The organism is Serratia sp. 22264 (assembly GCF_052045345.1).
Lineage (GTDB): Bacteria > Pseudomonadota > Gammaproteobacteria > Enterobacterales > Enterobacteriaceae > Serratia > Serratia plymuthica.
On sequence record NZ_JBQEOY010000001.1, the window covers coordinates 115,994 to 128,261 of the forward strand.

At 58.0% G+C, this 12,268-nt stretch carries 14 protein-coding genes; 7 read left to right on the forward strand and 7 right to left on the reverse strand.

The genetic code is table 11. The annotated features are described in order from the left end of the window. Nucleotides 1-2 precede the first annotated feature (2 nt). Nucleotides 3-647 (forward strand): TetR/AcrR family transcriptional regulator, encoded by a 645-nt coding sequence (locus tag ACTJJ1_RS00605; protein ID WP_004942064.1) that lies wholly within the window; start codon nt 3-5, stop codon nt 645-647. 45 nt (nt 648-692) lie between these two features. On the opposite strand, the gene ACTJJ1_RS00610 is transcribed toward ACTJJ1_RS00605, so the two are convergent. The 5 genes from ACTJJ1_RS00610 to ACTJJ1_RS00630 all read right to left on the reverse strand — a co-directional run bounded on the left by ACTJJ1_RS00610 (nt 693) and on the right by ACTJJ1_RS00630 (nt 4,971). Next, on the reverse strand, nt 693-1,514 hold the full coding sequence (locus tag ACTJJ1_RS00610) for a MetQ/NlpA family ABC transporter substrate-binding protein (protein ID WP_440831977.1): 822 nt from the start codon (nt 1,512-1,514) through the stop codon (nt 693-695). A 17-nt stretch (nt 1,515-1,531) separates the two neighbouring features. Continuing rightward, on the reverse strand, nt 1,532-2,200 hold the full coding sequence (locus tag ACTJJ1_RS00615; protein ID WP_004942070.1) for a methionine ABC transporter permease: 669 nt from the start codon (nt 2,198-2,200) through the stop codon (nt 1,532-1,534). Continuing rightward, entirely contained in the window at nt 2,193-3,218 is a 1,026-nt protein-coding gene (locus tag ACTJJ1_RS00620; protein ID WP_004942072.1) for a methionine ABC transporter ATP-binding protein, read from the reverse strand. The genes ACTJJ1_RS00615 and ACTJJ1_RS00620 overlap by 8 nt, the downstream gene beginning before the upstream one ends. Nucleotides 3,219-3,470: 252 nt before the next feature. After that, complete coding sequence (locus ACTJJ1_RS00625) at nt 3,471-3,914, reverse strand: acetyltransferase (RefSeq protein ID WP_004942073.1); 444 nt, start codon at nt 3,912-3,914, stop codon at nt 3,471-3,473. Nucleotides 3,915-4,080: 166 nt separating this feature from the next. Beyond that, nucleotides 4,081-4,971: a LysR family transcriptional regulator gene (locus ACTJJ1_RS00630; protein ID WP_440831980.1), complete on the reverse strand. Its 891-nt coding sequence runs from the start codon at nt 4,969-4,971 to the stop codon at nt 4,081-4,083. Nucleotides 4,972-5,092: 121 nt separating this feature from the next. Between ACTJJ1_RS00630 and ACTJJ1_RS00635 the strand changes: the two genes are divergently transcribed. The 4 genes from ACTJJ1_RS00635 (at nt 5,093) to ACTJJ1_RS00650 (ending at nt 8,828) form a co-directional block, all read left to right on the forward strand. After that, nucleotides 5,093-6,064, forward strand: coding sequence for a quinone oxidoreductase family protein (locus tag ACTJJ1_RS00635; protein ID WP_440831982.1), 972 nt, complete (start codon nt 5,093-5,095; stop codon nt 6,062-6,064). 49 nt (nt 6,065-6,113) lie between these two features. Next, nucleotides 6,114-6,986, forward strand: a complete 873-nt coding sequence (locus ACTJJ1_RS00640; protein WP_004942079.1) for an oxygenase MpaB family protein — start codon at nt 6,114-6,116, stop codon at nt 6,984-6,986. Nucleotides 6,987-7,169: 183 nt separating this feature from the next. Beyond that, the gene (locus ACTJJ1_RS00645) at nt 7,170-8,273 is read left to right on the forward strand and encodes a suppressor of fused domain protein (RefSeq protein ID WP_004942081.1); all 1,104 of its coding nucleotides are present in this window, start codon (nt 7,170-7,172) and stop codon (nt 8,271-8,273) included. Nucleotides 8,274-8,300: 27 nt separating this feature from the next. Beyond that, nucleotides 8,301-8,828, forward strand: coding sequence for a cysteine hydrolase family protein (locus ACTJJ1_RS00650; RefSeq protein WP_421415786.1), 528 nt, complete (start codon nt 8,301-8,303; stop codon nt 8,826-8,828). Nucleotides 8,829-8,916: 88 nt separating this feature from the next. On the opposite strand, the gene ACTJJ1_RS00655 is transcribed toward ACTJJ1_RS00650, so the two are convergent. Further along, a complete protein-coding gene (locus tag ACTJJ1_RS00655) occupies nt 8,917-9,663 on the reverse strand; it encodes an SDR family NAD(P)-dependent oxidoreductase (RefSeq protein ID WP_004942084.1) in 747 nt (248 codons plus the stop codon). Nucleotides 9,664-9,790: 127 nt separating this feature from the next. On the opposite strand from ACTJJ1_RS00655, the gene ACTJJ1_RS00660 reads away from it, so the two are divergent. Beyond that, the gene (locus ACTJJ1_RS00660) at nt 9,791-10,720 is read left to right on the forward strand and encodes a LysR family transcriptional regulator (RefSeq protein ID WP_440831985.1); all 930 of its coding nucleotides are present in this window, start codon (nt 9,791-9,793) and stop codon (nt 10,718-10,720) included. Nucleotides 10,721-10,905: 185 nt separating this feature from the next. Here ACTJJ1_RS00660 and ACTJJ1_RS00665 read toward each other — a convergent pair whose 3' ends face one another. After that, the gene (locus ACTJJ1_RS00665; RefSeq protein WP_440831987.1) at nt 10,906-11,502 is read right to left on the reverse strand and encodes a hypothetical protein; all 597 of its coding nucleotides are present in this window, start codon (nt 11,500-11,502) and stop codon (nt 10,906-10,908) included. An 87-nt stretch (nt 11,503-11,589) separates the two neighbouring features. On the opposite strand from ACTJJ1_RS00665, the gene ACTJJ1_RS00670 reads away from it, so the two are divergent. Next, nucleotides 11,590-12,267 (forward strand): helix-turn-helix transcriptional regulator, encoded by a 678-nt coding sequence (locus ACTJJ1_RS00670; RefSeq protein WP_440833577.1) that lies wholly within the window; start codon nt 11,590-11,592, stop codon nt 12,265-12,267. The last annotated feature ends 1 nt before the right edge of the window (nt 12,268 follow it).

A 12,268-nucleotide genomic window follows, 5' to 3' on the forward strand; every position in this document is an offset into this window, starting at 1 on the left:
CTATGAGTATCAATGAAGAAGTCTGCGCCAAAAAAACGCGTGGCAGACCGAAGCAGTTTGATCGCGACCGTGCGTTGGAAAGCGCACTCGATCTGTTCTGGCGGCACGGTTATGAGTCAACGTCGCTGGCCGATCTGGTTGAGGTGACCGGTGCCAAGGCGCCAACGCTGTATGCCGAGTTCGGCAACAAGGAAGGGCTGTTCCGCGCTGCGGTGGAACGTTACCTGCAAAAATACACCACCTGCACCAACCAACTGTTGGAGCAGGACCTGCCGATTGCGGAAATCGTAGAAGCTTACGTCCGCTCTTCAGCGCAGGTGTTTACCGATCCGGACACGCCGTCCGGTTGCTTTATGGTGTGTGCGTCCGCCGCGCTGTCATCTTCTTCTGACGAAGTCGCCATGATGCTGCGTAAAAAACACCATTCGCAGGAAACCAGCCTGAAGGCCTGCTTCGACCGTAAAGTGCAGCAGGGCGAGTTGTTGGCAAAAACCGACACCGGGTTACTGGCGAAGTACATTATTTGCACCATTGAAGGCATGTCGGTGCAGGCGCGTGAAGGAGCAAGCCGCGAGGATTTGTTCCGTCTGCTTGATGCGCTGATGCTGGTTTGGCCGCGTCTCAGCCAGGTGGGGAATAAGGTCTAGGGAAGGCGTCAGGATAAGGCCGCATCGCTGCGGCCTTGATCTGAATTACTGGTTAACCGGGATCACCGCGCCTTTGTATTTTTCGCGGATAAAGTCCTGAATCTCCTTGGAGTGCAGCACTTTTACCAGCGCCACAATCTCCGGCTTGTTCACGTCGGCCTTATGCACGGTGATGATGTTGGCATACGGGTTATTTTCACCGCTTTCGATAGCGATCGGATCCTTCGTCGGGTTCAACCCGGCGTCAATGGCGTAGTTGGCGTTAATCACTACCGCGTCGCCCTCGTCATTGTTGTACATCTGCGGCAGCAGCGCGCCTTCAACGTTAGCCAGGAATTTCAGGTGTTTCGGGTTTTCCACCACGTCGGTGATGCGCGCATCCACCTTGCTCACGCCCGGCTTCAGCTTAATCACGCCTTCTTTCTCAAAGATGGACAGAATGCGGCCTTCTTCCGCCACCGCGTCACGCATGATGATTTTGCCGTTGTCCGGCAGGTCTTTCAGGCTTTTATACTTCTTGGAATAAATACCGATCGGTTCGATATGGATGGCGCCGGCGCTGACGAAGTCATAGGTCTTATCGCCGACATGATCCTTCAATACCGAATTCAGGTAGGGCACGTGCTGGAAATAGTTGGCGTCAATATCGTGGCTGGCCAGCGCCGTGTTCGGCAGAATGTAATCCTGGAAAGGCTTGATCACCAGATCGATGCCTTCCTTTGCCAGAATCGGTTTGGCCTGCTCGAGGATCTCGGCATGGGGGACGTTGGACGCGCCGACCACCAGCTTGGTTTCCGCCGCCGCACCAAAGGACGCCAACGCGGTCAGAGAGGCGAAGGCCAGCATCATTATTTGCTTTTTCATCATCATTATTCCTGAGTTATTTATCGTTTATCGAGCGTTGTTGTAATGGTGTCGCCAATGAACTGGATAACGAAAACGATCAATAAAATCGTCAGCGTCGCTACCAGCGTCACGTCACCGTGGTTGCGTTGAAACCCTTCCAGATAGGCCAGGTTACCCAGCCCGCCGGCACCTATCACCCCGGCCATCGCGGTGTAGCTCACCAGTGCGATCAGGGTGACGGTAATGCCGGAAACCAGCGCCGGAGAAGACTCCGGCAGCAGCACGCGGAAGATGATGGTGCCGGTTTTGGCGCCCATGGAGCGCGCCGCTTCGATCACGCCTTTGTCCACCTCGCGCAGGCCAATCTCTACCAACCGGGCATAGAAAGGCGCAGCGCCGACAATCAGCGCCGGCAGGGCGGCGTCGGCCCCCAAAATAGTGCCGATCAGCGCCTTGGTGAACGGGATCAGCAGCACAATCAGAATGATGAAGGGGATGGAGCGGAACACGTTGACCAGTACCGAAATCAGCGAATAGACCGCGCGGTTCTGCAACAGCTGGCCCCGGGAGGTCAGAAACAGGATCACTCCCAACAACATGCCGAGCACCAGCGTTGCCAGCCCGGCAATGCCGGTCATATACAGGGTTTCCCAGGTGGCGTTCAGCAACTGATCAATACGCAGGTGAGGGAACAGTGACTCAATCATGTTTGATGACCTCAACGGCGATATCTCGTTCTTTCAATAATTTCAGCATGTTGTCGATTTGCAGGTCGTTGCCTTCCGCATGGATATACAGCTCGCCGAACGACCCGTTCAGGGTGTGGCTGATTTTGCCGTGCAGGATGTTGATGGTCACCCGGTAGCGCTGGATCACATCGGAAATCACCGCCTGATGGGTTTGCATGCCGACAAAGGTCAGCTTGAAAATGGCCCCGGGCAGATGTTGAGCCAGCAACGGATTGAAGTTTTCTTCGGTTTCCTGATACTGCGAAACCTGTTTAACGAACTGCCGGGTAATCGGCTGCTGCGGCTGGGTAAAGACATCGATCACCGGGCCTTCCTCGACGATGCGGCCGTTTTCCATCACCGCCACGCGGTGGCAGATTTTGCGGACCACGTGCATTTCATGGGTGATCAGCACAATGGTCAGGTTCAGCTTACGGTTGATATCCAGCAGCAGATCGAGAATCGAATCGGTGGTCTGGGGATCGAGCGCCGAGGTGGCTTCATCGCACAACAGCACGCCAGGGTTATTGGCCAACGCGCGGGCAATGCCGACGCGCTGTTTCTGCCCGCCGCTGAGCTGCGAAGGATAGGCATCCTCGCGGCCCTGCAGGCCAACCAGCGCGACCAGTTCCGCCACCCGCTGCTTGATTTGCGCTTTGGGCACCCCGGCGATTTGCATGGAGAAGGCGATATTTTGGCTGACGGTGCGTGACCACAACAGGTTGAAGTGTTGAAACACCATGCTGATTTTCAACCGCGCCTGGCGCAGTTGGTTGCCTTTGGCGCGGGCGATATCGAAACCATCGACTTCAATACTGCCGCTGGTGGGGGTTTCCAACCCGTTAAGCAGGCGGATCAGGGTACTTTTGCCCGCACCGCTGTAACCGATGATGCCGTAGATTTGCCCGGCCTCCACGGCCAGGTTGACGTCATCAACCGCGACAACGCGGCCCTGCGCGCTGTCAAAAGTTTTGCAAACGTTCGAAAGAACGATCATAGAACAGCCAATCCTTATCAAAACATCACAGCATTCCGCCCGGAGCGAGTCACGCCGGAAAGGGGGCGGATTCTGGGGGTAAAAGGCAGGCGGAACCTCTGTTTCTGGTGAATACGGGGCCAATCCTACCGGGGGTTTATAGTGACAGGAAGAATGTAAAATCTATTAGTTATTCTGATTTGGTATATCAAATCATGAAAGGAAGTGATGACAAAAAATCGACCAAGGTAAACCTTGGTCGATTTGTTTTATTTAACGCTTGTCGAGCTTCATATGAAGCAGCGGGAAGGGATTGCCCTGGCCGTCGAGCGCCGAACGGCCGGTGATCTCAAAACCGTAATGGCGGTAAAATCCGCTGGCCTGCGGGTTTTGCTCATTGACGTCCAGCAACAGCTCATCGTGCAGCGTTTCGGCATGCGCCAGCAGCGCTCTGCCGACCCCTTTGCCGCGCTGTTCCGCGTCGATAAACAGCATTTCCACCTTGTTGCCGCTCAGCCCGATAAAGCCGCAAGGGTGACCGGGGCGATCTTCCGCCACCCAAACGTTGACCGTCGGCAGGTAATCGTTCAGCACCAGCGGGAACAGTTGGGTAATGTTATCTTCGGTCAGAAAGTGGTGGGTGGCGCGCACCGAACGCTGCCAAATATCTGCCAGTTGCGCGTTGTCTTCCGCCGCGCGTGCTCTAATGATAATCATCGAAGTCTCTGCTATCTAAGTTGAAGAAAAACAAAAATTAGATAGAGGTTTTGTGGGGTTAATGCCGAATTAACGTGGGTTAACGCCCTGCAAAAACGCCTCTGCAGTGAGTCGGACAGAAAATGTAATTCAGTGCGGTGTCCGTTTCAACCGCCGCATTGCGCATTTATGCGCGCCCCCACAGTCTGGCGACGGTCAGGGCGATAAAGGCTTCCAGCTTGGGCGATTGCCGCCGTTCGGGCAGATAGACCAGATGCATCGGCCGCGGCAGCGGCGAATAGTCCGGCAGCACGCGCACCAGTCGGCCGGCGGCGATATCTTCATCCAGCAGCATGGCGGCATGCAGAACAATGCCGAAACCGGCCAGCGCCGCACGGCGTACCCCTTCGCCGGAGTCCATGCGCAGCCTTGGCCTGACCGGCACGCTGATTTCCCCCTGCGCGCCTTGCAGCCGCCAAAAATGATTGCCGTCCCACTGACTAAAGCCAAAGCAACTGTGTTCGCTGAGCTGCTCCGGCCGTGTTGGGACGCCATGCTGCGTCAGATAACCGGGAGAGGCCGCCAGCGTCATGCGGTAATCGGGCAGGGCGCGTGCCACCAGGCCGTCATCCGCAACCGGCCCGATGCGAAACGCGGCTTCGTATCTTTCTTCAATCAAATCCACCTTGCGGTCCGACAGCACCACCTCCGCTTCTACGTCCGGGTGTTGTTGCAGAAACTCGGTGAGGATCGGCGTCAAAACGCGGTTACCGAAGGTGACCGGCGCGCTGATACGCAACAGCCCGCTGGGCGAGCTTAACAGCGCCCTTGCGCTGGCTTCGGCGGCGTCGGCATCGGCCAGCAGGCGGCGGCAGCGTTCATAGAAGACCCGACCGGCCTCGGTCAACCCTTGCCTGCGAGTGGTGCGGTTCAGCAACGGCGCGTTCAGCCGCTGTTCCAGATAGCGAATATGCTTGCCGACCATCGTGGGGGAAATCGCCATCTCGTCGGCGGCGGCGACAAAGCTGCCTTTTTCCACCACCCGCACAAACACCGCCATGCTGGTTAAACGATCCATTATAAACCTCGGGTGTTTTCTGAATGCCCTGTGGGCCACTTTTCGGCAGTATAGCGCTCTGGGATACTGGAGGGTAACGACCGTCAGTGCGTTATTGGCGAAAAATTCCCGGAGTAACACCATGCAGGCATTAACCTTTGAACGATTTGGCGGGCCAGATGTGCTCGAATACCTTGAGCTGCCGACGCCACCGGTACCGGCAGGCGCGGTGCAGGTACGGATGGGGGCCGCCGGGCTTAACTTCGCCGATATCTACCGCCGCAAGGGCAATTATGTGCTGCACGGCAAGCCGCCGCATATCGGCGGTTACGAAGGCGTCGGCACCATTATCGCCGTGGGCGAGGGCGTTGACGGTTGGCAGGTGGGAGAGCGGGTTGGCTTTGCCGACGTGCCTTTCTGCCATGCCACGCGCATCAACGTGCCGGTGGATCATGCGTTGCGGTTGCCGCAGGCGTTGAGCGACGTTGAGGCCGCCTCGATTTTGTTGCAGGGGCTGACGGCGCAGTACCTGATTAACGACAGCGTGCAGGTGCGTGCGGGCGATCGCGCGCTGGTGCATGCGGCGGCCGGCGGCGTCGGGCAAATATTGACCCGGATGCTGGTGGCGCGCGGCGCGCAGGTTTATGCGCTGGTGTCTTCGGCGCACAAACAGCAGATTGCACTGAAGAATGGGGCGACGGCGGCCTTTACCTACCAGCAGGACTGGGTGGAGCAAATCGCCGCGTTGACCGACGGCGGTGTCGAGTACGGTTTTGATTCGGTCGGCATCACGCTACAGCAAAGCATTGACGCGCTGCGCCCCGGCGGCCGGGTGGTGACTTTCGGTATGGCGGGGGGCGAGGCACCGGCGATCTCGGCTTATCACCTGATGATGGATTCCAAAGGCGTGGTGGGCGGCGATCTCTGGACCTACCTCAATAGCGGCGCCGCGCGCCGCGAGCGGGCAGAACGGCTGTTCGCCAGTTGGCAGAACGGCGAGTTTACGCTGCCGCATATCGAGACTTTCCCGCTGAGCGAAGGCGCGGCTGCCCACCGCCGGCTGGAGGATCGCAGCTTTGCCGGCAAGATTGTTTTGCTCAACGAGCAGGACTAAAACCGCCGCATGATACACTGGCCACCGGATAATAAAGGGGCCAGGCAGGATGGAAGCACTACGCGCAGCGATAGAAAAACAGGTGATCGGCCTGACCGGGCTGGCGCTCGGCGGCATAGATTTCGAAAACCCGGCGGGTGACCCCGGCCTGTTTGGCCCGCAGTCGGTCATTTGGCGGGTACACTGCGATTTCACCTCAATGCTGTGCGGCGGCGTCAGCGCCTTGCTGCTGCAAATGCTGCACCCGCTGGCGTTGGCCGGGGTGTGGGATCACTCCAATTTTCGCGAGGACATGCTTGGCCGCCTGCGCCGCACCAGCCAGTTTGTCTCCGTCACCACCTTTGGCCCCACCGCAGAAGCCGAACGGCTGATCGCCAAGGTGCGGGCCATTCATCTGCAAGTGACCGGCGTCAGCAACGACGGCAGGCCCTATGCCGCCAGCGACCCCGATTTGCTTACCTGGGTACACGTGGTGGAAAGCAGCTGCTTCCTGGCGAGCCACCTGCGTTACCGCAACCCGCATCTTTCTCACGAATTGCAAGATCGCTATTACCAGGAGACGGCGCGCGTTGCCGCCGCTCTGGGGGCACGCGATATTCCCACTTCCCGCGCGGCGGTGGCCGACTATCTGCAACGGATGCGGCCGCAACTGGTGTGCGATGAACGCACGCGCGAAGTGGCGCGCATTCTGCTGGCCGCCCCGGCGCCGAGCGCATTGGCACGGCCCTTGGGTTGGCTGGTGATGCAGGCGGGCATCGACCTGCTGCCCGACTGGGCGCAGCGGCAGTTTGATTTTTATCCCGGCACGCTGCGGCGGCGCCTGGTGAGAGTGGGCGTAGGCGGTGTCGGTAAGGTGCTGCGCGCCTCGATGCGCAACGGGTCCTATCAGCGCGCCGTACGGCGAATTAACAAACCGGCGTAAGCCCCGCGGCCATAAGCACTATAGTTATTACCAATAACCCAATGTTTTATCCCCGTTTATGGTCATTTTTGAGACTTTTACGGGTGATCCGGCCACGGATGCGCTTTACACTTGGGAAAAGCCGAATTCCAATTTATTAGTGCGCAGCATTATTCTGCGCCGTGACCCCATTGTTGAGGTGATATGAACGAGTCATACGTACTTGCTGAAGTCAGTAATGAGAATCAGACGCTGGTGGCGGTGGTTCAGCAAGATCACCGGGCAGCCTATTTTTACATTTACCCTGCGGAAGAAAACGGCGAGCGTTTTCAGGTGCGCGCCTGCTGGCTGCGTAATCTGGCGGCTGCGCCCTTGCAGGAAGATCGCGCCGCGCTTGAACGGGGCCAACCGCCCATGCTGGCGGCCGAGTTTTGCCGCAATCTGGAAGGGGAAGCGCCGCTGAACCCGGAAGGGCTGACGGTGGTCTGGAGCGAAAGCGACGACGGCGCGGCGCTGTGGTATTACGGCCAACTGCTGGCGGTGATCCCCGGCTGGAGCCTGTATATCGACCATTCGGTGTGCTATTCCGCCAGTTGCATCAAAGAGAGTCCGCTGGTTTATCCGCTCGGTTCGGCCTCCACCAACACCCAGTATGCGCTGGCGGAAAACACCCGCCAGTTCTGGCGCAGTTGGCAGCGCGAGGAGGGCAACCCGTGGCCCAAAATGCAGAGCGATTATCAGGCGCGTTATGAGCAGCATTTTGGCCCTTCGGTAAAATACTACGCCATCGATCAAGGCAAATGGCCGCCGATGGCGATTACCCAGCACGAACGCGACGGCATTTATTATTTTCTCACCATGGGCGTCAGCATTCGGCCGATGCCCTGGGTAGACATTCTGTTTAACGACGATGCCAGCCGTTATCGCCGCATGGAAATGGGCATCGCCATCGACGGCCAGTACATGACCGAAGAGAACGCGGTGCAGATGGCCAGCGCGCTGGCCGGGTTCGCGCACGTCCCTTGGGCGAAAATCACCTGGTTTGGCGAAGGGCATACGCTGGAGTCGGAGGTGGCGCCGCTGGGTTATGAAGGCTACGTACTGTCCTCGGCGTTTTATCCCTACAACGACCATCTGAGGCTGCCGGAGCAGTATGGCGATCCGGTGAACATTTTCTGGGCCAGCCCGGTATTTGAAGCCGAGCGTCTGCTGGCGCATGCCACGCCGAACGGCGGCCACGATCTGGTGAACAAGCTGCGCGAGCAGGGCGTTGATCATATCTTCCGCCCACGCCAACCGGTATGCTGAGAGGGAATTTTTCTCAGGGGATCCATCATGAAGTCAGCGTTGTTGATTATCGATGTGCAGAAAGGGTTGTTTACGCCACCGCCGGCGGATGCCGAAGCGACGCTTGGCCGGATTAACGCACTGAGCGATCGCGCCCGCCTGGCCGGCGTGCCGGTGATTTTTATCCAGCATCGCACGGCTGACGAAGAGCTGGCGCACGGCAGCGATGCCTGGCAGATTGACCCCGCATTGCAGGTGAAAGCCGGCGATCATCGGGTAGAAAAAACCACGCCGGATTCGTTCCTGCGCACCGGGTTGGGGCCGCTGTTGATCGCCAACGGCGTAACGCACCTGGTGATTTGCGGCTATTCCACCGAGTTCTGCGTGGACACCACCACCCGCCGCGCCGCCGGGCTTGGCTACCCGGTCACGCTGGCGGCGGATGCGCACACCAGCCACGACAAACCGCATGCGACGGGCCTGCAAATTCGTACCCATCACAACGCCACGTTATCGAATATCGAGAGTTTCGGCGTATTAATCGACGCGCTGCCGGCGGCGGAGATCTTCTTCTGATCGCCAGATAAAAACAGGCCCGGAATCTGCGTTCCGGGCCGTGCATTTTCTTTCACTCCCGCTTTATATACCGCCGCACCAGGATTTTTCAGCCGACCCGCGCGCCGCCGTTAATCGAGGTGATGGTGCCGGTGATAAATGAAGCCTGTTCCGAGGCGAGCCACAAGGCGGCGGCGGCAATATCTTCTACCCGGCCAGTGCGCGCCAGCGGCGTTTCTGCCGCAATGGCATCAATGCGATCCTGCGGCAGCCCGGCACCGAAGAAGCGTGTATCCGCGATAAAACCCGGCGCAATGGCATTAACGGTAATCCCCTGCGGGCCCAGCTCGCGCGCCAGATTGAGGGTAAAACCCTGCACGCCGGCTTTGGCGGCGGAATAGCCCAGCGCACCGGGGCTGCCGCTGCCGCATTGGGCGGCAATCGAACTCAGGTTAATGATGCGTCCGCCCGGTTTGCGCAGGTGCGGCAGCATCGCCAGGGTGAACAAAAAGGTACTTTTCAGGTTACCCTCGATCACCGCATCCCATTCGCGCTCGGCCTGTGCCAGCGGCGTGTCGGCCGCAATCACTCGGGTAAAACCGGCGTTGTTGACCAGCACATCCACCGTACCGAGATCTTCCGCCAGCCGTGCGACCACCTCTTCCACCTCACCGCGGCGGCTCAAGTCCGCCGCATAGTGCCGGGTGCCGGGGCCAATTTGCCGCGCGGCTTGCTGCAAACGCTGGGGGTCACGCGCCACGATGGCGATGCGGTAATCCTGTTGCGCCAACTGCTGGGCGATGGCCAGCCCAATGCCGCTGGAGCCGCCGGTGATAATTGCTGTACGTTGCGTCATACCCGATCCTCATTCACCGCCGCCCACCCCGGAATGACGTGGCCCGGCGGTCAGGAAAAGTATTGGCTTTTGGCATCGATACATCCAATACTCTATTTGTGCTTTCAAAATATGAAAAAGGTATCACGTGATTGAGCTACGCCAACTTAGGCAGTTTATTGCCGTGGCCGAAGAGATGAGCTTTCACCGCGCCGCCGAGCGCCTGCATATGGCGCAGCCGCCGCTGACCGCCGCCATCAGAAAAATTGAGCAGGAACTGGGCGTGCCGTTGCTGGAGCGCGGCAACCGCATCACGCGCATTACCGAAGCGGGGCAGGTGTTTTTGATCGAGGCGCGGCGTACCCTGGCGCAGTTCGAACGCACTCTGGGCAATACCCGGCGGGCGGCGCGTGGCCTGACTGAATCGCTGCGGCTGACCTTTGTCGACAGCACGGTGAACGCCCTGTTGCCGGGGATCCTGCGGCAGTTTCGCCTCGAGCATCCTCTGGCGGAGTTTCACCTGCAGGAAGCGACGACCGCCGAGCAACTGATCGCCCTGCGCGACGATCGCGCCGATATCGGCATGGTGGTGTTGCCGGTGGCACCGCAGGAGGGCCTGCAGATCCAGCCTTTCTTGTTTGATCGTATGGTGCTGGCGCTGCCGGATCACCACCCGTTGGCGGCACAACGGCAAGTGACGCTGCGCGATCTGGCCGATCAGCCGTGGTTGCTGTTTCCGGCGCATTACGGGCCGGGCATGCACGCGGCAATCCTGCAAGCCTGTGCGGTGGCGGGATTCAGCCCGCGTATCGTGCAAGAGGCGCGGCAGATGCAGACTATCGGTGGGTTGGTGGCCGGTGGCGTAGGGATTGCGCTAATGCCTGCGTTGTTTGCCGTGCTCAAGTCCCCCGGCGTGGTGTTTCGCGAATTGAGCGGCGTGGGCAGCCCGGTGCCTTATACGCTGGCGCTGGCATGGCAAACGCCCTCGCCACTGACCGACGCATTTTGCCGTATCGCCGCGGAACAGGCGGCGGCCTATCGGCGTGAGGTTGTGGGCACGATTGCCGGGAAATCATAAATATGTACGGTGGTGAGCGAGTGGCGATTGCCAATGCTTATGGCATTTCACTCAAGCTCTCATGGCTGCCTGCCAGGATTGTTCGTCTCTTGCGCTTAAGCGGGTTTCGCCGCATATGTTTAGGTATGCGGCGGCAAAAGGTCCGTTACTTTATCTTGATAGGCCGGTTTGCCCCTCTTCAGGGGTTAGCATAACGAACCAAACTCCATGCTCTCTGGTTCAATTATGTCCAAAAAGGCGTCACAGACAGCCTGCCCCTGCCAGGATGCGCAAATCGTTTCTGCATGCTGTCGGTCGTCGGCAAAGGCGAGATCGACAAATACCCCATTGCCCAGACTGACCAGATGCTGGCTTTTCCATCCAGGCTGAAGCGCAAGGTGATTTTCTACCATTCGATTATAAACGTTACGCATGTCACTCTCGCGAATACCCGGTTTCAAGCGAAATCTCCCTATTTCGATGCCATGACCTGTTTTCAACGACGGCGCTTGCTTCATCTGTCCGGCATAGTGCCCCATGCTGTGCAAACTTCTGACAGAAGATCTGAAACTGGAGAATTCAGGTTGATTGCCAACGGCTTTTGCTGCCGCCAGTGCTTCTTCAGCGCTGTTCCAGACGACGAGGTCAACGCGTTCGTCAGCCATATCCCTCCCTGAAAATGCTATCCAGTCGACAAATCCAGGAAAATGTTGCAGCAGGCTCTGCGCAAGCGCTCTAGCCGACTCCGCAGCTTGTGGGTTTTTCACCTTATAGGTGACTATTTCGTAACAAGGGGTCGTCATTATTAACTCCGTTATCAGGATGATATGAAGTCTTGATCCTATGACACCCCCCTGACAGTTTTTGTCAGGGTGATGTAAGCTCTTGTGATGAAAACTATTCGGCTCTTCACTTTACTCGAGCATCTTCGCTGTCGCGTACACCCGGTATCGGCTGAAGTATTGGCTCAGGCTTTAGATGTGTCTGTAAGAACTATCTACAGGGACATGGCAACGCTGCAGGCGATCGGGGCACCCGTGCGTGGCGAGTCGGGTTTGGGTTATTTGCTTGAAAAAGATTACTTTCTCCCGCCGCTTAATTTTGATCCCGACGAATTGGACGCGATTATGCTCGGAATGCGGCTTATAGGGGCGCGGGGCGATGATGTACTTTCCGCAGCGGCAGCCCGGGTTTCAGCAAAGATCGGTTCAGTCATCGATGTCAAAAAAATAGACATTTATAAGCGACTCCCTCTCAGAGCCGTCTCTCGGCCTACGGAGGAAAGTGAGAAAGCGATGAAGCACCTCGCGTTTCTCCGCCAGGCGATTCGTAAGAAACTTCAACTGAACATCAATTATGTCGATCTGCAAGGAAGAGAGAGCGACCGGATAGTCCGTCCGCTGGGTTTGACGGTATTCGACTCTGTGTGGTTATTGACGGTCTGGTGCGAAAAACGCTCCGATTTTCGTAATCTGCGGGTAGATAACATCACTTTGGTGGTGGGAACAGGCCAACATTTCAGGCCCGAGAGCGGGAAGCTATTTGAGGACTACCTCAAAACACTTTAAA